This is a genomic window from Sphingomonas carotinifaciens (assembly GCF_009789535.1).
In the GTDB taxonomy this organism is placed as follows: Bacteria; Pseudomonadota; Alphaproteobacteria; order Sphingomonadales; family Sphingomonadaceae; genus Sphingomonas; species Sphingomonas carotinifaciens.
Window position 1 is genome coordinate 2,707,197 of the sequence record NZ_WSUT01000005.1, and the last position, 26,380, is coordinate 2,733,576.

Annotated in this window: 28 protein-coding genes; 13 read left to right on the forward strand and 15 right to left on the reverse strand. The window is 68.5% G+C overall.

Annotated elements, in window-relative coordinates:
• Nucleotides 1-22: 22 nt before the first annotated feature.
• The 6 genes from GQR91_RS19640 to GQR91_RS14655 all read right to left on the reverse strand — a co-directional run bounded on the left by GQR91_RS19640 (nucleotide 23) and on the right by GQR91_RS14655 (nucleotide 4,253).
• Entirely contained in the window at nucleotides 23-364 is a 342-nt protein-coding gene (locus tag GQR91_RS19640; protein WP_235904148.1) for a pirin-like C-terminal cupin domain-containing protein, read from the reverse strand.
• A gap of 8 nt (nucleotides 365-372) precedes the next feature.
• Nucleotides 373-897 (reverse strand): pirin family protein, encoded by a 525-nt coding sequence (locus tag GQR91_RS19645; protein WP_235904135.1) that lies wholly within the window; start codon nucleotides 895-897, stop codon nucleotides 373-375.
• Nucleotides 887-1,498 carry a 3'-5' exonuclease gene (locus GQR91_RS14640; RefSeq protein ID WP_149683218.1) on the reverse strand — a complete coding sequence of 204 codons (612 nt, stop codon included), beginning with the start codon at nucleotides 1,496-1,498 and terminating at the stop codon, nucleotides 887-889. Before GQR91_RS14640 ends, GQR91_RS19645 begins: the two co-directional genes overlap by 11 nt.
• A gap of 38 nt (nucleotides 1,499-1,536) precedes the next feature.
• Nucleotides 1,537-1,974, reverse strand: coding sequence for a hypothetical protein (locus GQR91_RS14645; RefSeq protein ID WP_149683219.1), 438 nt, complete (start codon nucleotides 1,972-1,974; stop codon nucleotides 1,537-1,539).
• A gap of 206 nt (nucleotides 1,975-2,180) precedes the next feature.
• Entirely contained in the window at nucleotides 2,181-3,566 is a 1,386-nt protein-coding gene (locus GQR91_RS14650; protein ID WP_174236662.1) for a sugar porter family MFS transporter, read from the reverse strand.
• Between the two features lie 63 nt (nucleotides 3,567-3,629).
• Nucleotides 3,630-4,253 (reverse strand): TetR/AcrR family transcriptional regulator, encoded by a 624-nt coding sequence (locus GQR91_RS14655; protein WP_112382879.1) that lies wholly within the window; start codon nucleotides 4,251-4,253, stop codon nucleotides 3,630-3,632.
• Between the two features lie 122 nt (nucleotides 4,254-4,375).
• Here GQR91_RS14655 and GQR91_RS14660 point away from each other — a divergent pair, with 122 nt between their 5' ends.
• The 3 genes from GQR91_RS14660 (at nucleotide 4,376) to GQR91_RS14670 (ending at nucleotide 6,938) form a co-directional block, all read left to right on the forward strand.
• Nucleotides 4,376-5,506: a Gfo/Idh/MocA family protein gene (locus GQR91_RS14660; RefSeq protein WP_149683220.1), complete on the forward strand. Its 1,131-nt coding sequence runs from the start codon at nucleotides 4,376-4,378 to the stop codon at nucleotides 5,504-5,506.
• Between the two features lie 70 nt (nucleotides 5,507-5,576).
• Nucleotides 5,577-6,350 carry a glutaredoxin family protein gene (locus tag GQR91_RS14665; protein ID WP_235904136.1) on the forward strand — a complete coding sequence of 258 codons (774 nt, stop codon included), beginning with the start codon at nucleotides 5,577-5,579 and terminating at the stop codon, nucleotides 6,348-6,350.
• 81 nt (nucleotides 6,351-6,431) lie between these two features.
• The gene (locus GQR91_RS14670) at nucleotides 6,432-6,938 is read left to right on the forward strand and encodes a homogentisate 1,2-dioxygenase (RefSeq protein ID WP_149683221.1); all 507 of its coding nucleotides are present in this window, start codon (nucleotides 6,432-6,434) and stop codon (nucleotides 6,936-6,938) included.
• Here GQR91_RS14670 and GQR91_RS14675 read toward each other — a convergent pair.
• Entirely contained in the window at nucleotides 6,922-7,956 is a 1,035-nt protein-coding gene (locus GQR91_RS14675; protein ID WP_249042548.1) for a glycosyl hydrolase, read from the reverse strand. The two genes, GQR91_RS14670 and GQR91_RS14675, sit on opposite strands and share 17 nt — an antisense overlap.
• 73 nt (nucleotides 7,957-8,029) lie before the next feature.
• On the opposite strand from GQR91_RS14675, the gene GQR91_RS14680 reads away from it, so the two are divergent.
• From GQR91_RS14680 to GQR91_RS14690, 3 genes are all read left to right on the forward strand, one after another.
• Entirely contained in the window at nucleotides 8,030-9,133 is a 1,104-nt protein-coding gene (locus tag GQR91_RS14680) for an SGNH/GDSL hydrolase family protein (protein WP_211368617.1), read from the forward strand.
• 31 nt (nucleotides 9,134-9,164) lie between these two features.
• Nucleotides 9,165-9,596, forward strand: coding sequence for a DUF488 domain-containing protein (locus GQR91_RS14685; protein WP_112382875.1), 432 nt, complete (start codon nucleotides 9,165-9,167; stop codon nucleotides 9,594-9,596).
• Nucleotides 9,597-9,658: 62 nt separating this feature from the next.
• Nucleotides 9,659-10,459, forward strand: coding sequence for an SDR family oxidoreductase (locus tag GQR91_RS14690; protein WP_149683222.1), 801 nt, complete (start codon nucleotides 9,659-9,661; stop codon nucleotides 10,457-10,459).
• A gap of 28 nt (nucleotides 10,460-10,487) precedes the next feature.
• On the opposite strand, the gene GQR91_RS14695 is transcribed toward GQR91_RS14690, so the two are convergent.
• Complete coding sequence (locus GQR91_RS14695; protein ID WP_211368618.1) at nucleotides 10,488-11,375, reverse strand: DMT family transporter; 888 nt, start codon at nucleotides 11,373-11,375, stop codon at nucleotides 10,488-10,490.
• A gap of 25 nt (nucleotides 11,376-11,400) precedes the next feature.
• Nucleotides 11,401-11,841, reverse strand: coding sequence for a Cif family virulence factor (locus GQR91_RS14700; protein ID WP_149683223.1), 441 nt, complete (start codon nucleotides 11,839-11,841; stop codon nucleotides 11,401-11,403).
• An 83-nt stretch (nucleotides 11,842-11,924) separates the two neighbouring features.
• On the opposite strand from GQR91_RS14700, the gene GQR91_RS14705 reads away from it, so the two are divergent.
• Nucleotides 11,925-13,118: a M24 family metallopeptidase gene (locus GQR91_RS14705; protein ID WP_149683224.1), complete on the forward strand. Its 1,194-nt coding sequence runs from the start codon at nucleotides 11,925-11,927 to the stop codon at nucleotides 13,116-13,118.
• A gap of 217 nt (nucleotides 13,119-13,335) precedes the next feature.
• Here GQR91_RS14705 and GQR91_RS14710 read toward each other — a convergent pair whose 3' ends face one another.
• Both GQR91_RS14710 and GQR91_RS14715 read right to left on the reverse strand, forming a co-directional pair.
• Nucleotides 13,336-14,334 (reverse strand): 4-hydroxyproline epimerase, encoded by a 999-nt coding sequence (locus GQR91_RS14710; protein WP_149683225.1) that lies wholly within the window; start codon nucleotides 14,332-14,334, stop codon nucleotides 13,336-13,338.
• 8 nt (nucleotides 14,335-14,342) lie between these two features.
• A complete protein-coding gene (locus GQR91_RS14715; RefSeq protein ID WP_149683226.1) occupies nucleotides 14,343-15,257 on the reverse strand; it encodes a dihydrodipicolinate synthase family protein in 915 nt (304 codons plus the stop codon).
• A 44-nt stretch (nucleotides 15,258-15,301) separates the two neighbouring features.
• Here GQR91_RS14715 and GQR91_RS14720 point away from each other — a divergent pair, with 44 nt between their 5' ends.
• From GQR91_RS14720 to GQR91_RS14745, 6 genes are all read left to right on the forward strand, one after another.
• A complete protein-coding gene (locus tag GQR91_RS14720) occupies nucleotides 15,302-16,552 on the forward strand; it encodes an NAD(P)/FAD-dependent oxidoreductase (RefSeq protein WP_149683227.1) in 1,251 nt (416 codons plus the stop codon).
• Nucleotides 16,553-16,607: 55 nt separating this feature from the next.
• The gene (yghU, locus tag GQR91_RS14725; protein ID WP_149683308.1) at nucleotides 16,608-17,468 is read left to right on the forward strand and encodes a glutathione-dependent disulfide-bond oxidoreductase; all 861 of its coding nucleotides are present in this window, start codon (nucleotides 16,608-16,610) and stop codon (nucleotides 17,466-17,468) included.
• A gap of 85 nt (nucleotides 17,469-17,553) precedes the next feature.
• The gene (locus GQR91_RS14730) at nucleotides 17,554-18,267 is read left to right on the forward strand and encodes a FadR/GntR family transcriptional regulator (protein WP_112382867.1); all 714 of its coding nucleotides are present in this window, start codon (nucleotides 17,554-17,556) and stop codon (nucleotides 18,265-18,267) included.
• Between the two features lie 58 nt (nucleotides 18,268-18,325).
• Nucleotides 18,326-19,234, forward strand: coding sequence for a 2-dehydro-3-deoxygalactonokinase (locus tag GQR91_RS14735; RefSeq protein ID WP_149683228.1), 909 nt, complete (start codon nucleotides 18,326-18,328; stop codon nucleotides 19,232-19,234).
• Nucleotides 19,231-19,869: a 2-dehydro-3-deoxy-6-phosphogalactonate aldolase gene (locus GQR91_RS14740; RefSeq protein ID WP_149683229.1), complete on the forward strand. Its 639-nt coding sequence runs from the start codon at nucleotides 19,231-19,233 to the stop codon at nucleotides 19,867-19,869. Before GQR91_RS14735 ends, GQR91_RS14740 begins: the two co-directional genes overlap by 4 nt.
• Entirely contained in the window at nucleotides 19,866-20,807 is a 942-nt protein-coding gene (locus GQR91_RS14745) for a Gfo/Idh/MocA family protein (RefSeq protein ID WP_149683230.1), read from the forward strand. The genes GQR91_RS14740 and GQR91_RS14745 overlap by 4 nt, the downstream gene beginning before the upstream one ends.
• Before the next feature lie 117 nt (nucleotides 20,808-20,924).
• On the opposite strand, the gene GQR91_RS14750 is transcribed toward GQR91_RS14745, so the two are convergent.
• The 4 genes from GQR91_RS14750 to GQR91_RS14765 are packed head-to-tail and all read right to left on the reverse strand — an operon-like array spanning nucleotide 20,925 to nucleotide 26,367.
• Entirely contained in the window at nucleotides 20,925-21,824 is a 900-nt protein-coding gene (locus GQR91_RS14750) for a 2-hydroxyacid dehydrogenase (RefSeq protein ID WP_149683231.1), read from the reverse strand.
• A gap of 13 nt (nucleotides 21,825-21,837) precedes the next feature.
• Nucleotides 21,838-23,019: a beta-barrel domain-containing protein gene (locus tag GQR91_RS14755; protein WP_235904138.1), complete on the reverse strand. Its 1,182-nt coding sequence runs from the start codon at nucleotides 23,017-23,019 to the stop codon at nucleotides 21,838-21,840.
• Nucleotides 23,012-25,147 (reverse strand): type I secretion system permease/ATPase, encoded by a 2,136-nt coding sequence (locus tag GQR91_RS14760; RefSeq protein WP_149683232.1) that lies wholly within the window; start codon nucleotides 25,145-25,147, stop codon nucleotides 23,012-23,014. Before GQR91_RS14760 ends, GQR91_RS14755 begins: the two co-directional genes overlap by 8 nt.
• Nucleotides 25,147-26,367, reverse strand: coding sequence for a TolC family protein (locus GQR91_RS14765; protein WP_205411618.1), 1,221 nt, complete (start codon nucleotides 26,365-26,367; stop codon nucleotides 25,147-25,149). The genes GQR91_RS14760 and GQR91_RS14765 overlap by 1 nt, the downstream gene beginning before the upstream one ends.
• Nucleotides 26,368-26,380 lie beyond the last annotated feature (13 nt).

Below are 26,380 nucleotides of genomic sequence, written 5' to 3' on the forward strand. Positions count from 1 at the left end.
ATCGACGCCTGCCCCGCTTCGCTCAGGCCCCGACGTCCAGCAACGGCCCCGTCCCGTTGAACCGCCCCGCCTGGTAATCGCGGATCGCGTCCGAAATCTCCTCGCGCGTCGTCATCACGAACGGTCCATGCGCCACCACCGGCTCGTCGATCGGATCGGCATGCCCGAACAACAGCACCGCACCCGCCGCGCTGCGCACCGTGATTACCTCGCCATCATCGGCAAAGGTCGCCAATTGCCACGGCGCCACCGTGTCGCCGCCGACCTCGACCGATCCCGCCACCGTGTAGAACAGCACGCTGCGCGCCCTCGGCGCCGGCAACGTGATCGCCGCCCCCGCCGCCAGCCTCACCACCGCCAGCATCACGCTCGTCAGCGACCTAATCGGCCCCTCGGCCCCCCATACGCGCCGGACACCAGCGCCACACTGCCGCCCTCCACCGTCAGCACCGGGATCGCATCGCCCTGCAACCCGGTATAGCGCGGCGCCGTCATCTTCAGCCGCGACGGCAGGTTCACCCAAAGCTGCAATATCTCCAGTGCTCCGCCCTCGCGCTTGAACGCCGGCGGCGACACCTCCGCATGGATCAGCCCGGACCCCGCCGTCATCCACTGCACCCCGCCCGCCTCGATCACGCTCTGGTGCCCGCCCGTATCGTGATGCGCCAGACTGCCCGACAGGATGAAGGTCACCGTCTCGAACCCGCGATGCGGATGCGGTCCGAACGGCAATCCGCCATTATTCGGTGCATAGACCTGCGGTCCGTGATGATTGAGGAACAGGAAGGGATCGACCTGTGCCAGTCCGGGTCCCGGCACCGGCCGCCGGGTGACGAGGTCGCCGATATCGTCGCGCAGCGCGGAATGGGTGGCGGTCAGCGACCGATCATGGGTCATGGGCAAACTCCTTGGGGGGGGGCGGAGCTACTGCGCCGCCGGCCGCGCGGTGCGCCAAGTCGTCGGCCCTGGCCTGCGCCGCGTCGCGCACCATGCACCAGCGCGCCCGTTCGTCCTCGGCATCGGCCAGCGCCCGGTGGCGCGGCGGCCCTTCCCGGCGCACCTCGACCAGCGTCATCACATCGTACACCGCCTGATCGAGCGCGGGTTGCGCCAGTACCGGCGCTAGGATCGCCCGCGCCGTTTCGCCCTGCGCCTCCTCGGTATCGCGCAGCCGCAACGTGTGCCGCGGCAGGCCGGCGGCCCGCAACAGCGCGCTCAACCATTTGCCATCCCAGGACGGCGCACTCGCGAGCAGGTCATGCCCCGCCAGCACCGCCACCATCCGCTGCGCCACGACATCGTGGGCCGTACCCTCGGCGGCAAGCATCGCGCGCGAGATGTGATGGATCGCCTCGGCCTCGTCGTCCCAGTCATCCCAGCCGGGCGCAGGCCGGATCAGATGCGCCTCGCTGCCGCCATCCTCGAACACCCATCCGACCTCGATCGGATAGCCATGCTTGTTCAGCGAGGATGCCTCGAAATCCAGAAACACCAACATGGCCGGTTCAACGCACCGGCAGGCCATTCGGCGCCGCGTCAGGCGGCGGCGGGCACCTCTGCGATCACCAGCCCGGTATTGGCGCCGCGCGCGGTGCGCCCGGCATTGATGCTGTCGACCATCAATTCATACTGATCGGCCGAATAGCCCGCCGCCAGGAACCGGCGTACCTCATGCGGGGCCACGGTATAGCCATGGTGCCAGCTCAGCACCGCCATCCGGCGCAGCGCCTCGAGCTGCGGGTCGGCCAGCCGCGGATTGTGCCGCTCGCCGAACAGCGCACCCATCGCCATCGCCAGCCGGCCGGGCGACCGCAGCGTCGCGATCCGGTCCTTCTGGGCCAGCGCCACCACCTGCCATTCCAGCGCCGACAGGCTCGCTGCACGCGGGGCCGGCGCAGGCGCCTTTACCGGCCGCGTCACCGCCGCACGCGCCATTGCCGGGCCGCCCAGTTCGGAAAAGCCGAGATATGCCATGCCCATCACTCCCTGCACATGGCCGGCCGCACCCGCCGAGCCGCAGCCCGGCGGCGTCCGTCACGCCGACCGTTGACCAAAATCCCAAGATGGTCCGCCGCGATCGGCTGCGACCATCTTCTATACCAGCCGGTATAAAAGCGGCTGGCGGACCCGTCAACGGCTTTCTGTACCGAACGGTATTTTTGTTGGAAAGGCCCCCTGCGTCAGGCTGCGCCGATGCCTAGCTTCCGCTCCATTTCCTCCAGCGGCACGCCCTTGGTCTCCGGGAAATAGACCAGCACCACCACGAACTGCAGCGCCATCATCACGGCAAAGAACAGGAAGGGCAGGCTTGCCGACATCGCCGCCACCACCGGGAAGCCCGCCGCGATCACCGCGTCCAGCCCCCAATGGGTGGAGGCACCGACCGCGCTGCCCCGCCCGCGCACGCCGGTCGGGAACACCTCGCTGATATATACCCAGATCACCGCCCCCGTGCTCGGCGCGAAGAAGGCGATGAAGCCGATCAGCGCCCACAGCACCAGATGCGCCGGCAGCATCCCGCCCATCGCCAGTCCGGCGACGCTCAGGCACACCGCCATCCCCGCCGATCCGATCAACAAGAGCGTCCGCCGCCCCAGCCGGTCGATCAGCAGCATCCCGACCACGGTAAACAGCGCATTGACCAGCCCGATGATCACCGCCTGCATATCCGCGGACAGCGATCCCCCCGCCGCCGCAAAGATGTCGTTCAGATAATAAAGCAGTGCGTTGATGCCCGACAGCTGGTTGAACCCGGCGACCAGGATCGCCAGCATGATCGGCTTGGAATGCCGCCGCCACGACAGGCGCTCGCCCCCCGGCTGTTCGGTCGCCGCCTGTTCGCCCGCCCGTTCAATGGCGTCGATCTCGCGGTCCACCTGCGCCGCGTTCATGCCGATCCGCCCCAGCGCATCGCGCGCCTCCGCTGTCGCGCCGCGTCCGACCAGCCAGCGCGGGCTGTTGGGGATGCGCAGCAACAACAGCAGGAAGACGACCGCGGGCACCGCACTCACCCCGAACTTCCACCGCCAGTCGCTCAGGCCCAGGTCCATCGACGCGATGATTGCGTTCGACACATAGGCGAGCAGGATGCCCAGGATGATGTTGAACTGGAACGCCGCGACCAGTCCGCCGCGTTTGCTGGGCGGCGCGATCTCGGAGATATAAACGGGTGCCAGCACGGACGATCCACCGACCGCCAGTCCCGCGATCACCCGGAACAGCACCAGCGATCCCCAGTCCCAGGCGAGCCCGCAGCCGAGCCCCCCGACGACATAGAAGACCGCCAGCACGCGCAGCGTATTGCGGCTGCCGAACCGGTCGCCCGGGATCCCGGCGGTCAACGCGCCGACCAGCGTCCCCCACAATGCCGCCGACACGGTGATGCCCAGCCAGAAGGGATCGAGCCGGAAGGTCCGCACCATCGCCTCGGTGGTGCCGGAGATGACCGCGGTGTCGAACCCGAACAACAGGCCCGCAAGCGCCGCGGTGGCGATACAGGCGATCAGTCCGGGGTTCAGCAGCGATGGTTCGTCGGCCGAACCGCCGGTCGTTCGCACCACCTGCATGCACTTAGTCTCCCGCTTCCACGCGCGTCCCGCCCGTGCGTCGCAGGCTTTTCTAGAGGCGGATCAGCGGCTCGGCCAGAGTGCCAGACTCGTTTCGACCAGACGGTCCAGCGCCTCGCGCGGCGCGCCCGATCCGGCCTGCACCGCCATGCCCTGCAGGATCGCATACAGATGGCTGGTCAACCCTTCCGGGTCGATATGCGGCGGCAGGTCGCCGTCGCTGCGTGCGCGTTCGAACCGTTCCAGCAACATGCGGTGGGACGAGGCGCGCCGCGCCACCACCGCCTCGCGGATCGACTCCGCCTCGGGGCCGCAGGCAACGCTGCTGATCACGCCCAGACAGCCATGGGGCTCGTCGCACCGCGTCTGCGCATCCACCGCTCCGCGCAGCAGCGCTTCCGCGACGCCCCGCGCCGTCGGCTGGTCCAGCGCGGCGCGGACATAGGCCATCTTCTCGGCCTCATACAGGTCCAGCGCCTTGTGGAACAACGCTTCCTTGTTGCCGAACGCGGCATACAGGCTGGGCTTGGTGATCCCCATCGCGCCGGTCAGATCGGCCAGCGACGCCCCGTCATATCCCTTGCTCCAGAACACGCGCAGCGCCTTGGCCAGGGCGGCGTCGACGCAGAATTCGCGCGGCCGGCCCTTGGTCACGGTGCAGTCGGGAACGTCGGTCACAGTTTCCATAACGAGCGGTATATAAGTCTGCCCGGCGCCAAGTCCACCCACCGGCTTTTTTGCGGCGGCCGGGGGAACGCGGCGCACGCCGTTCGTTCCTGCCGCGACTGCAAACGAAAACGGAGATCAGCATGAGCCTCGCATCGGCACTCGGACTGGGTGGCAAGAAGGTCCGCTACGCCATGGTCGGCCTGGGCGACATCACCCAGTCGGCGATGCTGCCCGGCGTCAAGCACACCGGCAATTCGGAGGTGACCGCGCTCGTCTCCAGCGACGCGGAAAAGCTCGCCAAGGTCGGCGACGCGTACGGCGTGGAGGGGCGGTATCGCTACGACCAGTTCGATGCGTTGATCGCGTCGGGCACGATCGACGCGATCTATATCGGCACCCCCAATTGGCGCCATGCCGAGTTCGCGGTCCCGGCGCTGAACGCCGGCATCCACGTTCTTTGCGAAAAGCCGCTGGAGGTTTCCGCCGAACAGGCCCGCGCGATCCTGGCGGCGGAAAAGGCGGGCAAGGCGAAGTTGATGACCGCCTACCGCCTTCATTTCGAACCCGCGACGCTGGATGCCATCCGCCGCATCCGCGCGGGCGAACTGGGCGACGTCCTCGCCTTCACCTCCTGCTTCGGCCAGATGCTCGACCCCGCCAACCACCGCGCCCATCACGGTATCGAGGCGGGCCCGCTGTTCGACATGGGCGCCTATCCGATCAACGCGATCCGCTATCTGTTCGGGGCGGAGCCGGTCGAGGTCGTCTCGGCGGTCGGCACCCGTCATCCGGAGGCCGGCTTCGGCGATCTGGACGACACGATCACCGTCACGTTGCGCCTGCCGGGCGACCGCTTCGCGCAGTTCGTTGTCAGCTATTATCTGAACGGCGTCGAGACGCTGACCATCGCCGGCACCAAGGGGTCGATCACGCTCAACCCGGCCTATACCTTTGGCAAGTCGCTCGAACAGATCCGCACCATCGGCCAGGATACCGAGCATCAGGTGTTCAACGCGACCGACCAGTTCGGCGGCGAGATGAAATATTTCTCCGACTGCATCCTGGAGGACCGCACGCCCGAGCCGGACGGCGAGGAGGGTCTTGCCGACATTCTGGTGATCGAGGCGGTCGTGAAGGCGCTGAAATCGGGCGGCCCGGTCGCGGTCGAGCCCCTCGCCCGCAGCCGCCGCATCGATCCGGACGCACAGGAACAGCGCCTGTCCCCCGTCTCGCCCCCCGAGACGGTCAACGCCGACAGCCCGACGCGCTGACCCACCTGCCCGGCGCCGCCCCTGCGCGGCGCCGGGCTCGCTCCTATATGGCTTGGCCGAGAAGGAGTGAATGATGACCGGCGACCCGCGGACCAAGACGGCCACCCTGTACCGCATGGTCATGCCCCAACATATCTGCCCGTTCGGCATCAAGGCGCTCGACCTGCTCCGCCGCCGCGGCTTCACCGTCGAGGATCGCTGGCTGACCACCCGCGCCGAGCAGGACGCGTTCAAGGCCGAGCACGACGTGAAGACCACGCCGCAAATCTTCATCGATGGCCGGCGGATCGGCGGCTATGACGATCTGCGACGCCATTTCGCGCTGAAGGTCCGCGATCCCCAGGCGACGAGCTACACCCCGGTCATCGCGGTGTTCGCAGTCGCCGCGCTCATCGCGCTGGCGATCAACATGCTCACCGCCACCCCGCTGATCGGCCTCGTCGGGGCCGGTCGCTTTATCGCAATATCGATGATGCTGCTCGCCATGCTGAAGCTGCAGGATATCGAGCGGTTCGCGACCATGTTCATCGGCTATGACCTGCTCGCCCGCCGCTACCTGCCCTATGCGCATGCCTATCCGTTTCTGGAACTGGGCGCGGGCGCGCTGATGCTCGCCGGGGTGCTGCCGATCGTCTCGATCCCCGTCGCCCTCGTCATTGGCGGCATCGGCGCCGTCTCGGTGTTCCGGGCGGTCTATGTCGAGCGCCGCACGCTGAAATGTGCCTGTGTCGGCGGCAGCGGCAATGTGCCGCTCGGCTTCGTGTCACTCACCGAAAACGTGATGATGGTGGTGATGGCACTGGCGATGACGCTCGCGATCTCGGGCACTATTTCAATGAATTGAACGACTTGTCCGCCCGGCCTGTTCGATCCGCCCCGGCCGTAATATAGCCGCCGCGATATCGCCCGATTATTGGAGGAACAGATGCTCGCAATGCTGGCCCATGCCGCAGCGCTCGCTGCCGCGCAGGCGGCGGCATCTGCGCCCTGTCCCACGCCGCCCGCACCATTGCCCGCCATGCTGTCCGGCTGGCGACAGAGCGCGCCGATCGCGGCGGCGGAAAGCACGCGCGGCGTATCGCGTGCCATGTTGCCGATCGGCACCTCGGTTCGCGCCACGCTGCATCCGCTCGCCGATCTCGCCTTCACCGTGCCACCGCCGCAAAAGGCGTCTCCCCCCACCACCCAGGGCGGGCTGTTCGCCTTTGCCGTCACCCGCCCCGGCCGCTACCGCGTCGCGCTCGGCACCCCCGCCTGGGTCGATGTCGTCGCCGCGGGCCGCACCGCGACCGCCGTCGCGCACGGCCATGGCCCCGCCTGCTCGGGCATCCGCAAGATAGTGGATTTCGACCTGCGCGCCGGCCGCTACCTGCTCCAGGTCGCCGGCCATGAAGGCCCCGCGCTGACCCTGATGGTCACCCCCACGGCCTGACCCTGGGCAGTTCGTCCTTGGTCAGGTAGCGCGCCGACCGGTAATAGTCGCGCAGCAACGCGGGCGGGTTCTGCGCCGGATCGGTCAGCCAGCGCGTATGCCAGGTCATGAACCACAGCCAGTCCGCCTGCGGCCCGAGGGTCGCCGGGTCCGGGATCGGCCCGTTCTCGTGCAGACAGATCGGCACGCTGGTCCCGACGATCGCCTTCACCTGCCCGAACATCGGCGCCAGGTTGCCGTGATCGTCGACATAAAGGTCGGCGCCCGCCACGTCGACGCAGTCGCGCCCCGGATAATAGGCGGCATCGACATTCTGCCCGGCCCAGCCCAGCACCCAGATCAGATTGTCCAGCTTCCGCTCGGTCGTGAAATACCGGTACATCAGCCGCCACAGCGCCTTGAACCCATCCGGCCCATGCTGCCCCCACCAGAACCAGGTGCCGCTGAACTCGTGAAAGGGTCGCCACAGCACCGGCACACGCGCATCGCGCAATTGCGTCAACAGATCGGCGACGCCGGCCATCTGGGCCATCATCGCCCGGTTCTGCGGCGTGCCCGCGACCAGCGCCTGTTCGACGCCGAACGCCTTTTTGGAGTTCTCATAACCCGTGCCGATATCCGGCGCCCCCCAATGCCAGCAGATCGATACGATCCCGCCCGCCTTGTGCCAGGCCAGGGCCCGCGCATTGGTCGCCGCCTGATCCTCCGGGTCCATATAGTCGAACCCCAGCAGCGCCGGTGCCTTGCCGGTCACCCGCCGAATATGGTTCAGCTCCAGCCCCGCCCCGGCCGATTTGAAATTCTGCTCCTGCTGTCCGGTCAGCGTTTTGGTGCCATAGATCGACCATAGCCATGCATAGAGCGCCCGCGCCTCCGCCGACGCCGCCGGATTGCTCAGCGACCGCGCCGCAGCGTGTGCCCATGCCCGTCCGGTCGCCAGTCCCGACGCCGCGACAATCGCCGCCGCCCCCGCCAGCGTCGCGCGCCGGCTCCATCCATCCCGCTGTTGCATTGTCATGGTCATCCTCTGCCAGAACGCTATGCTTGCCCGAACAGAGCATTAAAGAAAATTGTCTTATTTGGGGATCGTGATGCGGTTCATGATGTTGGCGGTGGGACTTGGCCTGGTTGCGGCGTCCGCCTTTACGCAGGCGCCGCCACTCGCCATCACCCGGATCGCGGACACACCCGCCACCTTGCGCGCGCTGCCGATGCAAGTCGGTGGCCGCACCGTGGAGGACGGCGCGCAACTGCTCCGCCAATGGCCCGGCACCTATTTCGAGAGCGCCTTTCATGGCTCCACCATCGCCTTTGCGGTCGGCAAGGGTCGCGTCCACCTCACCGCGCGCGTGGACAACGGCACTCCGGCGTCGCTGGTCGAACCCAAGCCCGGCCTCTACCGCATCGCCGGCCTGACGCCGGGCAACCACCGCCTGCGCATCGACGTGGTCAGCGAAAGTCAGGCGGAGGCGACCGCCTTTGGCGGCATCTTCGCGCCCGCCGGTACCACGGCGCGGCCGTTGCGCGCACGCGCCCGCCGCATCGAATTCATCGGCGACTCGCATACCGTCGGCTATGGCAACACCGCCACTTCGAACACCTGCACGCAGGATCAGGTCTGGTCGACCACCGACACTGCCCGGGGCCTGCCGGGCCTGCTCGGTGCGCGCTACGATGCCGATTACCGGGTCAATGCGATCTCCGGCCGCGGCATCGTGCGCAATTATGACGGGTTCGCCGCCGACACCCTGCCCCAGGCCTATCCTTATGCGACGCTCGACCACGCGCATCCCGCCGACGATCGCGGCTGGTCGCCGCAGGTGATCGTTATCGCGCTCGGCACCAACGACTTTTCCACCCCGCTGCGCCCGACGGAACGATGGAAGACGCGGGACGCTCTCCATGCGGATTATCAGCAGACCTATGTCCGCTTCGTGCAGACGCTGCGCGCCCGCCATCCCGCGGCACGGATCATCCTCTGGTCCACCGACCTCGCCGATGGCGAGATTGCGGCGCAGATCGCGCAGGTCCATGCCCGCCTGCGCGCGGCCGGCGACACCCGCCTGTCCTACGCTCCCGTGCACAAGCTGGGCTTCACCGGCTGCCACGCCCATCCCGATACCGCGGACGATGCCGCCATCGCCGATGCCGTTGCCAGGGCGATCGATGCTGACCCCGCCGCCTGGAAGGGGTGACACCCCCCGCCCCGAACCCCATCTCCCGTCCATGCAGATCTTCACCATCGGCTATGAGGGCGCCACCCAGGCGGACCTGATCGCCGCCCTCCAGTCCGCCGGCGTCACGCTTCTGGCCGATGTCCGGGCGGTGCCGCTGTCACGCCGCCCCGGCTTTTCCAAGAACATCCTGGCGAACGGCCTGCGCGAGGCCGGCATCGACTATATCGGGCTGAAGGCGCTCGGCACCCCGCCCGAGGGGCGCGAGGCGGCGCGCAAGCTCGACCATGCCCGCCTCGCCACCATCTATGCCGGCCAGCTCGAACTGCCGGAGGCGATCTTTCAGGGCGCGCAGCTTCGCGATCTGGCGCAGGAGCGGCCCACCGCGCTGCTCTGCTTCGAGCGGCAACCCCATGGCTGCCACCGCTCGCTGCTGGTGGAGGCGGTGATGCCCGATGCCACCGTCACCCATCTGTTTCCATAAGGGATCGCGGATCCCCGTCGCCGTGTTGTAGCCGCTGGTAAAGGCAACCGGGATAGCACAGCATGACCAAACTCGACGGGGCAAGCGCGATCGTCACCGGTGCCAGTTCGGGCATCGGCTTTGCCGTGGCGCGCCACCTCGCCGCCTGCGGGGCGAAGGTCGCGGTCAACTATCACGGCGACGCGGAGTCCGCCGAGGCTCTGGTGGCGGAGATCAAACAGGCCGGTGGCGAGGCTTTCGCGCACCGGGCCGACGTCGCGGTGGAGGAGGAGGTGACGGCGATGTTCGACCGCACCGTCGAACGCTTCGGCCGCGTCGATATCCTTGTCGCCAATGCCGGAATCCAGAAGGATGCGACGATCGGCGAGATGACGCTGGCCGACTGGAACGCGGTGATCTCGCTAAACCTCACCGGCCAGTTCCTGTGCAGCCGCGAGGCGATCCGCCGCTTCCGATCGCAGGACCGTGCCGCCGCCCCGACCCGCGCGGCCGGCGCCATCGTGTCGATGAGTTCGGTGCACGATATCATCCCCTGGGCCGGCCACGTCAATTATGCCGCGACCAAGGGCGGGGTCGCCATGCTGATGAAGTCGCTGGCGCAGGAGGTCGCGCCCGAGAATATTCGCGTCAACGCCATCTCGCCCGGCGCCATCCGTACCCCGATCAACCGCGAGGCATGGGAGGAAAAGGACGCGCTGGAAAAGCTGCTCCGCCTCATCCCCTATGGTCGCATCGGCGAGCCGGAGGATGTCGCCCGCGCCGTCGCCTGGCTCGTCTCTGACGAAGCGGACTATATCACCGGCACCACCCTCTATGTCGATGGCGGCATGACGCTCTATCCCGGCTTCAGCGACAACGGATAGAGCGGGGGCGATGCAGGCGCGGCCGCGGTCAGCGCGGCCGCATCGGCATCCGCCGCAGCCACACCGGCACCTTGATCCGCTCACGCGCCCAGGTCAGCAGCCCGGCCGCGACGATGATCGCGATGCCGACGAAAGTCGCCTCGTCCACCGACTGCCCGAACAGCCAGTAGCTCAGGCCCACGGCCCAGATCATCTGGCTGTATTGCGGCGGCGCGATCCGGCTGGCGGGCGAGGCTTGCGCGGCGAACATCAGCAGCACATTGCCCAGCGCCGCGAGCAGGCCATAGCTCGTCATGAACGCCATCTGCCTTGGCGTGGGCATGGCAAGGCCGGGGATCATCAGCAACCCGTTCAGCACCAGCGGCCCGATCAACCCGGCGCCGTACAATGCAATCCGCTTCTCGCCCGGCCCCGCGACCCGGAACATCACGATCGCGATCGCCGCGGTGACGCCGGCCGACAGCGCCGCCAGATGCCCCAGATGGAGCGCGCGAAAGCCGGGTCGCAGCACCACCAGCACGCCCACGAACCCCAGCACCACCGCGCCCCACCGCCAGACGCCTACCTCCTCCTTCAACAGCACGACCGACAGGATCGTGACAAAGATCGGCATCAGGAAGATCAGCGAGAACGCCTCCGGCATCGGCAGGCGCGTGAACGCCACCACGCTCGACACCGCGCAGATGCCCGACGCCACCGCCCGCACGAACCACGGCCCCGGACGGCTGGACCGCACCAGATCGCTCCACCGCTCCCCCTTGCGCCGTGCGAACGGCACCGCGGCAAAGCCCAGCACCGCGCCGGTAAATGCAAGCTGGAACGGATTGATCGTCCCTTCCAGCAGCTTGATCGACGCATCGCTCAGCGCAAAGGCGCTATACGACAGAAAGGCCAGCAGCACGCCATGTTGCAGCATGGTTGGAAATTCCTTGGACGGGGTATCATCGAATGGGCGTCAGCCGCGCCGACATGATGTGCCAGCGCAACTGTTCGGCGGTCGCACCGGGGACATCGTTCACGCGGCGCAGCACGTAGCGTCCGGCAAAGCGTTGGCGCAAGCCGCTTTTCAATCGCGCCTCGACCCGCACCGGCACCGTGACGAACACCGATCCGGCAGCGGCATCGCCGTTCACCGGCGGGGCGGTGAACACCCGCGTATCCGCCGTCTGCGTGAACCCACGGGTAAAGCCGTGCAACGTCTTGCCGCTTGCGCGGCCATTGTCGCTCCACAACCGGTAGGCGCGGCCGAAATCCCTGTGGGCGATCGCCGCATAATACCGCTCGACCACCGCCCTTGCCGCCGCCGGCGTCTTCTCGGCCGGGGCGACCGAAGCGGCCGCCAGCACCGTCGTCACCGCAAACAGCATCCGCACCTCCATCATCGCTGTCGCCTCAACGCGCCGTCGCAGTGGAAGTCCCCGGCCGTCTCTGCCAAGACGATCGCGCAACAACGGAGTGTGGGACGATGGCAGGTATCGGCGGTTCGACGGCGGCAGCGGAACTGGGCGCCTTGCACCCCTGGGCGACCCCTGCCCCCGCCATCACCCGCGACGAACGCCGCGCTCGCATCGCCCGCGCCCGCACGCTGATGGCCGGGGCGGGCGCCGACATACTGATCGTCGGTGCGGGCGCCAGCCTGCGCTATTTCGCCGGCCTCGCCTGGGGCGCAACCGAGCGGCTGGTCGCAATGCTGCTGCCGATCGCGGGCGACCCGATCTTCATCTGCCCCGCCTTCGAACTCGGCTCATTCGAAGCGGGCATCGGCATCGATGGTGATGTCTGTTTGTGGGAAGAGGATGAACGTCCCTCCGCTCTGGTTGCCGACGCCCTGCGCGCCGCGAACGCCACCACCCTCGCCATCGACCCCGCCCTCGCCTTCCTCTTCGTCGACCGCATCCGCCGCGACGCTCCCCACGTCACCCTGATCGACGCCAGCCCCGTCATCGACGGCTGCCGCATGATCAAATCTCCCGCCGAACTGGCCCTCCTGTCCCAGGCCAAGGCGATGACGCTGGAGGTGCACCGCCGCACCGCACGCATCCTCGACGAAGGCATCCGCGCGTCGGAAGTCATCCGCTTCATCGACGCCGCCCACCGCGCGCTCGGCTCGACCGGCAGCACCTTTTGCGCCGTCCAATTCGGCCGCTCCACCGCCTTCCCCCACGGACTGCCCCAAGACGACATCCTGCGCGACGGCGACCTCGTGCTGGTCGACACCGGCTGCCTTGCCGATGGCTATCATTCGGACATCACCCGCACCTACGCGTTCGGCGACGTCGGCGACGACATCCGCGCCATCTGGACCATCGAACACGAGGCACAGGCCGCCGCCTTCGACGCAGTCCGCCCCGGTGAGCCCTGCGAAGCGGTGGACGCCGCCGCGCGCCGCGTGCTGGAACGGGCCGGCCTCGGCCCCGACTACCGCCTGCCCGGCCTGCCGCACCGCACCGGCCACGGCATCGGCCTCAGCATCCACGAACCCGCCTATCTGGTGCGCGGCGACACCACCCCGCTGGCGCCCGGCATGTGCTTTTCGAATGAGCCGATGATCGTCGTCCCCGACCGCTTCGGCGTTCGTCTGGAAGATCATTTCCACGTCACCGAAACCGGCGCCGCCTGGTTCACCGCGCCCCAGCCCGCGATCGACGATCTCGGCTGATATTTTCACGCGAAGGCGCGAAGACGCGAAGAAGAAGGTTTGTTCGCGCGGAGACGCGGAGGTGTTGCGTCGGCCGCGCCCGCGTGCGCCCCTTCCGATCGGAAGACAAGCCGCCACCCGTAGGTGAGGAATGAGCCTTCGGCTCGGTGCTACTCTCCGCGCCTCCGCGCCTCCGCGTGAACAAAAATCTTCGCGCCTTCGCGCCTTCGCGTGAAAATCAGACCACGCTGAACCCAGCCCAGAACGGATCCTCGCGATCGATCCAGATCGTATTGAACCCGGTGGAAATCGCCGATCCCTCGATGGACGGGATGATCGCCTCCCGCTCCCCCAGGGAGGTCGCCGCCTCTACCCGCCCGGTAAACCGGCTGCGAATATAGCTTTCATGAACGAAGCGGTCGCCGACCTGCAGCCGCCCCTTCGCCGCCAGATGGGCAAGCCGTGCCGACGTTCCCGTGCCGCAAGGGGAACGGTCGATCGCACGCTCGCCATAGAATACCGCATTGCGGCCATCCGCCCCGTCGCTGGAGGGCACATCCGCCCACAGCACATGGCTGACCCCGCGGATCGAGGGCTCCAGCGGATGCACCGGCTCGAACTTGGCGCGCACCAGCTCGCGGATCGTGCGGCTCAACTCCACCAGCCGCGACGCACCCAGATCGTCCAGCGACGTGTACGCCCCCTGCGGCTCCACGATCGCATAATAATTGCCGCCATAGGCGACATCGACGCTGAGTGGCCCGAAGCCCGGCACGTCGATAGCGATCCCCTCCGCCGCCAGATAGGCGGGGACGTTGCGGATACGCACCGAGGTGACCTTGGGTCCCGCCACCGCATAGTCGATGTCGATCACCCCCGCCGGCACCTCCACCCGCAACCGCCCCGGCTCGCGCGGGGTGATCAGGCCATGTTCCAGCCCGAAGGTGATCATCCCGATCGTGCCGTGCCCGCACATCGGCAGGCATCCGCTCGTCTCGATGAACAGGATCGCGGCATCGCTGTCGGGCAGGCAGGGCGGGTAGAGGAACCCGCCCGACATCATGTCATGCCCCCGCGGCTCGAAGCACAGCCCGGTGCGGATCCAGTCGAACCGCTCCAGGAAATCCAGCCGCCGCTCCGCCATGGAGGCGCCGCGCAGCAGCGGCGCCCCTCCCGCCACCAGGCGTACCGGGTTACCCGCGGTATGCCCGTCGATGCAGAAAAAGGTGTGGCGCATCGTGGCCGTCAGGCGCCGGCCAGCGTCGGCCGCGTCGCCGCCGCCTTTTCCACCATCGCGATCACTTCGGCCCGGCGATCGCCTTCCAGCGGCAGGCGCGGCATGCGCACCCGCTCCGAACCACGGCCCATGATCTGCTCGGCCAGCTTGATCGACTGCACCAGATCATGCTCGGCATCCAGGTGGAGCAGCGGCATGAACCAGCGATAGATCTCGCGTGCCGCGGTCCAGTCGCCGCGGTCCACCGCCGCAACCAGCGCGACGGACTCCTGCGGAAACGCGCTCGTCAGGCCCGAGACCCAGCCGGTCGCGCCCAGCAGCAATCCTTCCAGCGCCACATCGTCCAGTCCCGCCATCAGCGTGTAACGGTCGCCATAGCGGTTGAACACGTCGGTGAAACGGCGCGGATCGGGCGCGCTTTCCTTTACCGCGACCACGCCCGGCACGTCGACCAGCGCGTCCAGCGTCTCCCAGTCGAACGACACGCGATAGGCCGGCGGGTTGTTGTAGAGCATGATCGGCAGGCCCGTCGCCCCCGCCACCGCGCGGCAATGCGCGACCAGCTCGGCGGGCTTGGGCACATAGACCATCGCCGGCAGCAGCATCAGCGCGTCGACGCCGATCGCCTCCGCATCGCGGGCGAACGCCACCGCTCGCGCCGTGGTCAACTCCGATACGCCCGCGACCAGCGGCACGCGGCCGTTCACCGCTTCCTTGGCGCCCTTCAGCACCGCGCGCTTTTCGTCCGGTTCCAGCGAGTTGTTCTCGCCACAGGTGCCCAGGATGATCAGGCCGGTCACCCCGTCGTCCACCAGCGCGCTCTGCACGCCCTGCGTGGCGTCGTGATCGATGTCCAGCGCTTCGGTGAACTGGGTGGTGGCGGCCGGATAAACGCCGTGCCAAAGCTTAGGTGATGCGTTCACGTCTTACTCCTTGAATGCCATCTGTATACGGTATAACCCGCGGCATGCGCAACCATTCTGTTGAAGCACCCCGAACGATTCTGGTCATCGGCGGCGGCGTGATCGGCCTCAGCTCTGCGCTTGCATTGCAACGGCTTGGGCTGGAGGTGACGCTGGTCGAGGCGTCCACCGACGTGCGGGCGGCCTCCTGGGGCAATGCCGGGCACATCGCCACCGAACAGGCCGAACCCATCGCTTCGCCGCGCATAGTGCGCAGCGCTGCCCGGCGCCTGTTCCTGCGTGGCGGTGCGCTGGCCCTTCCGCCACGCCAGATCGCCCATTGGCTGCCTTTCGCGCTTCGCCTTACCCGCGCCGCGACGCCGACGCGCTTCGAACGGGGCCGGGCCGCCCTTTCCGGCTTGCTGGCTCAGGCGATGCCGGCATGGCGGCGCTATGTCGATGCCATCGCCGCGCCGGATCTGTTGCGCGAAAACGGCCATGTCGTTGTCTGGGAAACGCCCGAAACCGCCGCCGCCGGTCTTGCCGCATGGCGCGCCGCCGATATCGGCACCACCCGGTTCGTACCGCTCGAACGGCATGAACTGGATGCGCTGCGCCACCGCATCGCCACCCCGCTTGCCGGGGGCATCCGCTTCACCGGCACGGGCCAGATCGCCGACCCCGGCCGGCTCGCACACGCGACGCGCGCGGCCTTTCTGGCGGCGGGCGGTACCGAGCGGATCGCCACCGTCACCGCGATCGACGCCCGTTCCGCCACGCTCGCCGACGGCGCCCGCCTGACTGCCGACCGCGTCGTCCTTGCCGCCGGTACCGGTTCGGCGGCGCTGCTCCGCCCGCACGGACTGAAGGTGCCGATCATCGCCGAACGCGGCTACCACCTCCAGTCGCCCCCCGAACCGGACTGGCCCGCCGACCTTCCCCCGATCGTGTTCGAAGACCGGTCGATGATCGTCACCCGCTTCGAAAGCGGGCTGCGCGCCGCCAGCTTCGTCGAGTTCGCCGGCCATGCCGCGCCGCCCGATCCGCGCAAATGGGCCCGCCTGCACCGGCATGCCGCCGCGCTCGGCCTGCCCATGGCGGATGCGGAGGGCTGGATGGGTGCCCGCCCCACCCTGCCCGACTATCTTCCCGCCATCGGCCAGGCAGCGGGAATCCTGTGTGCCTTCGGTCACAACCATCTCGGCCTCACCCTTGCCCCCATCACCGCCGAGGCGATCGCGGCGCTGGCGCTGGGGGAGCGGCCGCCCGTCGACCTGACCCGCCTCGCCCCCGATCGCTTTTCCCGCGGCTTGTAAATACCGCCGTCGCAGCTACCTCCGGACAGCGTTTTGCTTTGCGGAGACCTTGGTGATGACCGATTACGTGCCGCCCCGCGTGTGGGAATGGAACAAGGACAATGGCGGCCGCTTCGCCAGCATCAACCGCCCCGTCGCCGGCGCCACCCACGAACAGGCGCTGCCGGTCGGGCAACATCCGCTGCAACTCTATTCGCTCGCCACGCCCAACGGCGTGAAGGTGACGATCATGCTGGAGGAGTTGCTCGCGCTCGGCCATGCCGGGGCCGAGTATGACGCCTGGCCGATCCGCATCAACGATGGCGACCAGTTCGGCAGCGGCTTCGTCGCGGTGAACCCCAATTCCAAGATCCCCGCGCTGATGGACCGCAGCGCTGCAGAGCCCGTCCGCCTGTTCGAATCCGGCGCGATCCTCACCTATCTTGCCGAAAAGTTCGGCGCCTTCCTGCCCGCCTCCGGTGCCGCGCGCGCCGAATGCCTGTCCTGGCTGTTCTGGCAGGTCGGCAGCGGCCCGTTCGTCGGCGGCGGCTTCGGCCATTTCTACGCCTATGCCCCGACCAAGATCGCCTATGCGATCGACCGCTTTGCGATGGAGGCCAAGCGCCAGCTCGACGTGCTCGACCGCCGTCTCGCCGAAACCCGCTTCCTCGCCGGTGACGACTATACCATCGCCGATATGGCCGCCTGGCCCTGGTATGGCGGCCTCGTCCTCGGCCAGTTGTACGACGCCGCCGAGTTCCTGTCCGTCGGCGACTACGCCCATGTCCGTCGCTGGGCGGACGAGATCGCCGCGCGCCCTGCCGTCATCCGCGGCCGCATGGTCAACCGCCTGTTCGGCGACCCCACCGAGCAGTTGCACGAACGCCATGACGCCAAGGATTTCGACACCCGCACCCAGGACAAGCTGGGCGAGTGAGCCGCTAAAGGACGGCACCGGTTTGACTTATCCGGCCCCGACGCGCACGTCCGCAGTCGATGGGCCGGACCCGATGGGAGAGCGAATGCTGAGAGAAGAACGACGCGGCCCCGCACATTCGCTGATCGCGCGGGAAATCGGGATCGCGATCGTCACCGGCCAGCACCCGCCCGGCAGCACCCTGCCCGGCGAAGTGGAGATCGCCGAGCGTCGCGGCGTCTCGCGCAGCGTGGTGCGCGAGGCAATCCGCATGCTCGCCGCCAAGGGCCTCGTCTTGAGCAAGCCCAAGACCGGCACCCGCGTGCGCGAACGCCAGACCTGGAACCTGCTCGATCCCGATCTGCTCGCCTGGATGTTCGAGGGCGAGCCCCCCGCCGGCTTCGTGCGCAGCCTGTTCCAGTTGCGCATGATCGTCGAGCCCGCCGCCGCCGAACTCGCCGCGATCGGCCGCGATGCGCGCCAGTTGGGCCGCATGGGCCATGCGCTGGAAACCATGGCGCAGCACGGGCTGGGCAACGCGACCGGCCAGGCCGCCGACCAGGATTTCCACAACATCATCCTGGAGGCGACGCATAACGAACTGCTGGTCAGCCTTGCCGGCAGCATCGGCGCCGCGGTGCGCTGGACCACCCTGTTCAAGCATCGCGGCAGCCACCGCCCCCGCGATTCCATGCCGCAGCACCGCCTGCTGTTCGAGGCGATCGCCAACCGCGACACCGCCGCCGCGCGCGATGCCACGATCAAGCTGATCGATCAGGCGCACGAGGATACCGAAAGGCTGCTTTCCCACTCGGCCTGACTTGCGGGCGGCGCGCTATTGTCTTACAAATCACCCCATTCCAAAAAGGGTCTTCGATTTGTCGCCTGCTCCCCCACACGTCGTTCCCGCCGACGGCGCCTATATCGCGATCGACTGGGGCACGACCAATCGCCGCGCCTATCTGATCGCCGCTGACGGCTGCATGCTCGCCACCGAGCGGGACGATCGCGGCGTGCTGGCGATGGGCGCGGGCGACTATCCCGCCGCCATCGCCGCCATCCGTACCCGCTTCGGCACCCTGCCGGTGATCGCCGCCGGCATGGTCGGCTCGACGCGTGGCTGGCGCGAGGCACCCTATGTCCCTGCCCCCGCCGACCTGCCCACGCTGGCGACACAGGCGACCCGCATTGCGGAGGAGGATGTCGCCATCGTCCCCGGCGTCTCGCTCGCCACCGGCCCGCGCGCGGACGTGATGCGGGGCGAGGAGGTGCAGGTGCTGGGCGCCATCGCCGCCGGCCTTGCGCCGGCCGATGCGCTGTTCTGCCAGCCGGGGACCCACAATAAATGGGTGTTCACGAAGGGCGCGCGCATCACCGACTTCGCGACCGCAATGACCGGCGAGCTGTTCGCGCTGCTTCGCGGCCACGGCATCCTCGCCGGCATGCTCGACGGCCCCGTCGAGGACGGCCCCGCCTTTCGCGAAGGGCTCGCCCGGGGCAGCGGCGCCTGCGACCTGCCCGCCGCCCTCTTCGAGATCCGCGCCGGCGTCCTTCTCGGCCGCCGCGCTCCGGAGGACGCCGCCGCCTTTGCCAGCGGCCTGCTGATCGGCGCCGATGTCGGCGCGGTCGCCGGCATTCCCGGCGGCACCGTCCATCTTCTCGCCGGCGGTGCGCTGGGCGACCTGTACGCGATCGCGATCGCGCAGCGCGGCGGCACCGCCGTTGCCGTCGACAGCCACGCCGCCTTTCTTGCCGGTATCCATCAGATCCAGGAGCATCTTGCATGACCGACCCCGCCGCGCAGTTCGCGCAACGCTTCGCTGCCTGCCCGCTCGTCGCGATACTCCGCGGCCTGACCCCGGACGAGGCGCTGCCCGTCGCCGGTGCGCTGGTCGATGCCGGCTTCACCCTGATCGAGGTGCCGCTGAACTCGCCCGATCCGTTCACCAGCATCGAAAAGATCGTCAAGGCTTACGGCGACCGCGCGATCATCGGTGCGGGCACCGTTCTGCGCACCACCCAGGTCACCGATGTCGCCAATGCCGGCGGCACCCTGATCGTGTCGCCCAATACCGACACCGCGGTGATCGAGGCGAGCGTGGCCGCCGGCCTGATCTCGCTTCCCGGCTATTTCACCCCTAGCGAGGGCTTTGCCGCGGTCGCCGCGGGCGCACATGGCCTGAAGCTGTTCCCCGCCGACGGCACGACGCCTGCCATGCTGAAGGCGCAGCGCGCCGTGCTGCCGCGTGACCTGCCGGTCCTGGCGGTCGGCGGCATCACGCCCGATACCATGGCGCAGTGGGTCGCGGCCGGTGCCAACGGCTTCGGCCTCGGCTCCAACCTCTACCGCGTGGGCAAGCCTGCCGCCGAGATCGCGGCCGACGCGCAACGCTTCGTCACCGCCGTGAAGGCCGTGCTGTGACCGCGCCCATCCGTCTGGCGCTTGTCGGCATCGGCAAGATCGCGCGCGACCAGCACGTCCCCGCGATCGCCGCCAATCCCGACATCACCCTGGTCGCCTGCGTCAGCCGCAGCGGCGAAACGGTGGACGACCTGCCCAGCGTCCCCGATCTCGCCGCGCTCGCCGCCAGCGGGATCGACGTGGACGCGGTCGCGCTGTGCACCCCGCCCCAGGTCCGCTACTCCGCCGCCGCCGAGGCCATCGCCAACGGCTGGCACGTCTTCCTCGAAAAGCCCCCCGGCGCCACCCTTGCCGAGGTCGCGGCGCTTGCCGATGCGGCGGACGCCGCGGGCATCAGCCTGTTCGCAAGCTGGCACTCCCGCTACGCCCCCGGCGTTGCGCCGGCCCGCGACTGGCTGGCAGCGCGCACCATCGGCCGCGTGACGATCACCTGGCGCGAGGATGTTCGCGTCTGGCATCCGGGTCAGGCATGGATCTGGGAGGCCGGCGGCTTCGGCGTGTTCGATCCCGGCATCAACGCGCTGTCGATCGCGACGCATATCCTGCCCTGCCCCTTCTTGATCGAACGGGCGGTGCTGGATTTCCCTGCCAACCGCGACGCCCCTATCGCCGCGCGCGTCGACTTCCGCGATACCGCCGGTGCCCCCGTCGCCATGGACCTGGACTGGCGGCAGGAAGGCCCGCAAAGCTGGGACATCGTGGTCGAAACGGACCAGGGCACGCTGCGTCTCGCCAAGGGCGGTGCCGAACTCACCTTCCCGGACGGCAGCACGCCGATGAGTCACGAAGGGCTGCACGGCGAATATCCCGGCCTCTATGCCCGCTTTGCCGAAATCGTGCAGGCCGGAACCTCCGATGTCGATGTCGCTCCCTTGCGCCACGTCGCCGACGCCTTCCTGCGCGGCCGGCGGGTCACGGTGGAGGCGTTCGACGAGTAAGGACCTATCACCCTCACCCTTCCCTCCAGATTGCATCGGGCGGGCCCCCTCCCTCTCCCATTGGGAAAGGAAGGGAGGCGCAAAGCGCCGGAAGGGTGTGGGTGATTTGAGCGGAACTCACACCAACGGCGTCACCAGCGGCCGCCCCGCAAAGAACGCTTCGAGATTATCCACCACCAGCCCCGCCATCGCGGCCCGCGTTTCCACCGTCGCGCTTGCCTGATGCGGTGCCAGCACCACCTGATCCATCCCGAGCAATGCCTCGGGCACGTGCGGTTCTTCGGCGAACACGTCCAGCCCCGCCCCCGCAATCGTGCCGTCACGCAGCGCATCGACCAGCGCCGCCTCATCCACCAGCGACCCGCGCGCTACATTCACCAGCACGCCGCCGCTGCCCAGCGCACGCAGCACGCCGGCATCCACCACCCGTTCGGTTTCGCCCGTCGCCGCCGCCGCCAGGATCAGCACGTCGCTCGCCGTCGCCAGCGCCGCGATATCCGCCACATGCCGCCACGGCACGTCGTCATGCACCCGCCGGCTGGCATAGATCACCTTGCCGCCAAATGGCGCGGCGCGCGCCGCAATGGCCCGTCCGATCCGCCCCAGCCCGAAGATGCCCACGGTTCGCCCGCTTGCCCGCCGGGCCAGCGGCACCGACCACCGCCCGTCCCGCACCGCCCGGTCGTTCGCGGCGATCCGCCGCTGCGCCGCCAGCATCAGCGCGATCGCCTGATCCGCGACATCGTCGGTCAGTACGTCGGGCGTCGTCGTCACCGCAACGCCGCGCGTCCGCGCCGCGCCCAGATCGACCCCGTCATAGCCCACGCCGTTGATCGCGATCAGCCCAAGCTTCGGCAGGGCCTCGATCAACGCAGCGGGGATGCGGCTCATGCCCGTTCCCACCACCGCCCGCACATCGGCTTGGGGCTCCCGCACCACGTCGAAACGGTCGGATACCATCCGGCCCACGGTGGACTCCGGATCGGCGAGCAGCAGCACGAGGGGGCGTTGGGTCATGCCCCCAGCATAGCTACACCAGCCGCGCCTTCAACAAGGGGCGCAGCAGGTAGTTCAGCACGCTGCGCTTGCCGCTCAGGATATCCACCTCCGCCACCATGCCGGGAATGATCGGCAACACCTCGCTGCCCCGCCGCAACTGGCTGCCGTCCGTGCGGATCAGCACCTTGTAATAGGGCTCCTTGCCGTGCGGCGTGTCTTCCTCGATCGTATCGGCGCTGATCTGTTCCACCTTGCCGGCCAGATCGCCGTAGATGGTATAGTCATATGCGGTCAGCTTCACCTTGGCCGACATGCCCGGCACCAGGAACGCCACGTCGCGCGGCTTCACCTTGGCCTCCACCAGCAACCGGTCCTCGATCGGCACCACCTCCATGATCGGCTCGGCCGGCTGGATCACGCCGCCGCGCGTGGTGATCAGGATCTTGTTCACCCGGCCCGTCACCGGCGACAGGATCTGCGTCCGGCGCAACTGGTCCTGCCGCTGTGCCACGATCGGCTCCAGCGGGCTCAGCTCGGCCTTTCTTTGCGACAATTCGGTGTAGGCTTCCTGCGCATAGCTGCTTTTCACCTCGATCAGCTTGCCGTTCAGCGTCGCGATCTCCTGCCCCAGCTTCAGCGCCTCCATCTCGCTCACCACCTGCCTGGCGACGAGCGGCCGGATCAGCGCCAACTGGTTCTGCGCGATGCCGATCTGCTTGCCGATCGAGGCGACGCTTTCGCGCAGCTTCTCGCGCCGCGACTGGAACAGCGCCATCTCGGACCGCTGTATGGATGGTTCGATTCCAGTCGGAAACGCCACCGTGCCGCGCCCCAACACCTCCGCCTCCAGCCGCGCGATCGATGCGCGCAAACCCGCCGCCTGGTTCGAGGACTCGGCGAACGATGTCTCGAACCGGGTCGGGTCCAGCCGGACAAGCGGCTGGCCGGCGCGGACCAGATCGCCCTCCTTGACCAGCAATTCGCCCAGAATGCCGCCCTCAAGGCTCTGGATCTTCTGGATGCGGCTATAGGGTACCACGCGCCCGTCGCCGCGCGTGACCACATCCAGTTGCGCCCAGGTCGCCCAGCCGACGAAGATCGCCACGCAGGCGATCACCGTCCACAGCATCATGCGCGACCGCGGGTGCACATCGGTCAACAGCGGGTCGGCCAGTTCGCGCCGCATCCGCTCGGCGGGCGTCAGGCTAAGCACGAACCGTCCCCTCCTTCGACACCAGCCCGGCCACCGGACCGTCCATCACCACCTTGCCCTGGCGCAGCACCACGGCGCGGGCCACCAGATCCAGCACGCTGCGCTTGTGCGTCGTGACCACCAGGGTCCGGTTGCCCAGCCAATGCTGAAGATACTGGATTATCTGCATTTCATTCGCCTGGTCGAAGAACGCGGTCGGCTCGTCGAGCAGCACCACCCGTGGATCCTGCAACAGAACGCGCGCCAGCCCCACCGCTTGCCGCTGCCCCCCCGAAAAGCTCGCACTGCTCTGGATCGCCATGTCCAGTCCACGCGGGTGCGAACGCACGAACGGCCCCAGCCCCACCGCGTCCAGCGCCTCGAACATCTCCGCATCGCTCACCGCCAACCCACCAAGGTTGAGGTTGTCGCGAAGCGTTCCGTGCAGCAGTGCCACGTCCTGCGGCAGATATCCGATCGCCCGCCGCCGGTCGCCCGGATCGATCGCGCCGATCGCCACCTCGTCCAGCAGGATGCGGCCGCCACTGGCATCGCCGAACCCCGACAACAACCGCAGCAGCGATGACTTGCCCGCGCCGTTGCCACCCAGCAGTGCGACGCGCTCGCCCGCTCCGATGCTCAGCGCGGCGACATCGACCACCAGCGGCCCGTCGCCATGCTGCAGGCGCACCTCCTCCAGCCGGTACGCGCCCTCGGTGCGCTCGTGCGCGACGAACACCTTGGCCGTGGGCCGCTCGGCGGGGGCCGCCATCAACTGGTCCAGACCCTCCATCGCCACCCGGATATGCTGCCACCGTCCCAGCATGCCGGCGGCCTGCGACATCGGCGCGATGCCGCGCGACGCCAGGATCGAACAGGCGACCAGCGCGCCCATTGACATCTCGCCGGTACTGATCCGGTACACCCCGAACACGACCACCCCGACATAGCCGAGCTGCTGCACCATCGACGCACTGTACGCGAGTCCGGTCGCCAACAGGCTCGTCCGCGCCGAACTCCCCGCCAGTTCCGCGGTCAGCGTCTCCCATTGGTGGAGCGCCCGCCCCTCGCCACGCCCCGCCTTCACCGTCTCCAGATGCTCGATCGATTCCAGCAGGATGGCGTTCTTGACCGCCCCTTCCCGCAAGTTCCGCCGCGACAGGTCCCCCAACCGCTTCTGCGTCGCCAGCCCCGGCAACAGGATCAACACCACCGCCGCCACCGGCACCCACACGATCGGCCCGCCGATCAGCGCGATCAGCCCCAGGAAGATCAACACGAACGGCAGGTCGCTGATGATCGCCGCGCTGGTCGAGGTGAAGAATTCGCGCACGCTCTCGAACTCGCGAATCTGCGTGCTGAACGCCCCCAGCGACGGCGGCTTGGCGGCCAGCCGCGTGTCCAGCACCCGCGCGAAAAGCTGCGACGACAGCTTCAGGTCCAGCCGCTTGCCCATCGTATCGAGCAGGTGCGCGCGCATCACCCGGAGCAGGCTTTCCAGCACGATCGCAAGGCCGACGCCGCTCGCCAGGATCCACAGCGTATCGAACGCCGCATTGGGCACCACCCGGTCATAGACCTGCATCGCGAACAGCGCCGACCCGATCGCCAGCAGGTTCGCGGTCATCGCCGCCAGCGCCACCTCTGCATAATCGCGCCGCAACCGCTTCAGCGTCCCGAAGAACCAGTGTTCGCCCACGGCCGCATGATGCCGCAGCGCGCGTCCGTCCGGCCGGTACCGCGGCTTGGCGAACACGGCGGTGCCCGAATACCGCGCCTGCACCTCGGCGATCGCCAGCGTCTGCGCGCCGCCACCGGTGGCGGGCGACACCAGGTCGATCGTGCCGTCGCCGAGCCCGGTCGCCACCACCGTCTCGCCGCCGGTCAGCACCAGGAGCGCGGGCAGCAGCATCGCATCCAGATCGGCCAGCCGGAAGTCCGCCACCCTGCCCGCGACATCGACCCGGCGCAGCGCACGCGGCGCCATCGCGATCGGCAGCCGCCCGTCCTTCAGCGGCAGGCCGTCGCCCAGTTCCGCCACGCTGGTCGGCCGGCCCAGCAATTGCGCGAGCAGCACCAGCCCCTCGCGCAGCGGATCGACCGGCGGCGCCGGCGGCACGTCCGGCACCAGCGAAAGTGCGGTCGCCATCAGGATAGCCCCCCTTCGATCAACGGCCCGATCAAGCCCAGCCGGGCCGCGGCGCGAAATTGCACGCGCAGCCGGTCGATATGGATGTTGGTCAGTTGCCGCTGCGCCTCGAACTGCTCGCGCCGCGTGTTGAGGATGTCGATCAGGTCGCGGCGCCCGACGGTGAACTGGTCGAGATAGGTCTGACCCACCGCGTCCGCCGTTCCCACTTGCGTCTGCAACGCCTGTTCGCGCGCCGCCATCATCGCGGCATTGTCGATCAGGGTGCGCACCTCGCGGCGCTGCTGCCGGTCCACCGCCCCCTGGTTCAGGATCGCCGCCTGCACCCGCTGCGCCTCGCCCTGCGGACGCAGGAAGGCGGAAAAGCCCTGCATCGTCGACATGCGGAAACGGATGCCGACGATCGTGTCGGACCGCGCGATGCCGCCGATCGGCCGGCGCAGCGTCGTCGCCTCGGCATTGATCTGCGGCAGGAGCTGCGCCTTTGCCCCGCGCAGGTCCGCCTCCGCGGTACGCGTATCCGCCACCGCGCTGCGATAAAGCGGCGAATCCGCGATCAACTCGCCCAGGTCCTTGGCCGCGATATGCTCGGTAAAGGCCATCGGCCGCGGCTCGGCCAGATCGGCCGCCTCCTCGCCCACCAGCAGGCGATACCGGTTGCGCGCATCGACCAGCGTTCCCTGCTCGATCGCCAGTTGCTCTCGCGCCCGTGCCAGTTCCAGCCGCACCCGTTCCGGCTCCGACCGGTCGGCGAAATGCCCCTCGAACCGCGCCGCCGTCATCGCCTCGATGCCGCTCAGGGCCGCGATGAACGCCTCGACATTGGCGACCTGCCGCTCGGTGACCAGGATGTCGCAGTACGCTTCGGCGATATCCAGCGCGATCTCGTCGCGCCGCACCAGCGCCTGCTCGCCCAGCCGGCCCTGCTGCGCCTTGGCCCGGTCGACGCTGCTGCGCACCCGGCCCCAGTCGTGCAGCGCCTGCGCGGCCGTCACTTCATAGCCCAGCCCGTCCAGGTCGAACGATTGCGGCCCGCCGGATACCGATACCGAGGGCAGATAGCCGCTTTTGGCGATCCGCACATCGGTTTCGGCCGCCGCCTCGCTGGCCCGCGCAGCCTTGACCTCCGGGCTGATCGCCAGTCCCATGCGCACCGCCTCCGCCAGCGTGCGGGCCTCGGCAGGCATGATCCAGAGCGGCGACAACAGGATGGGCAGCATGGCGGCTGCCCAT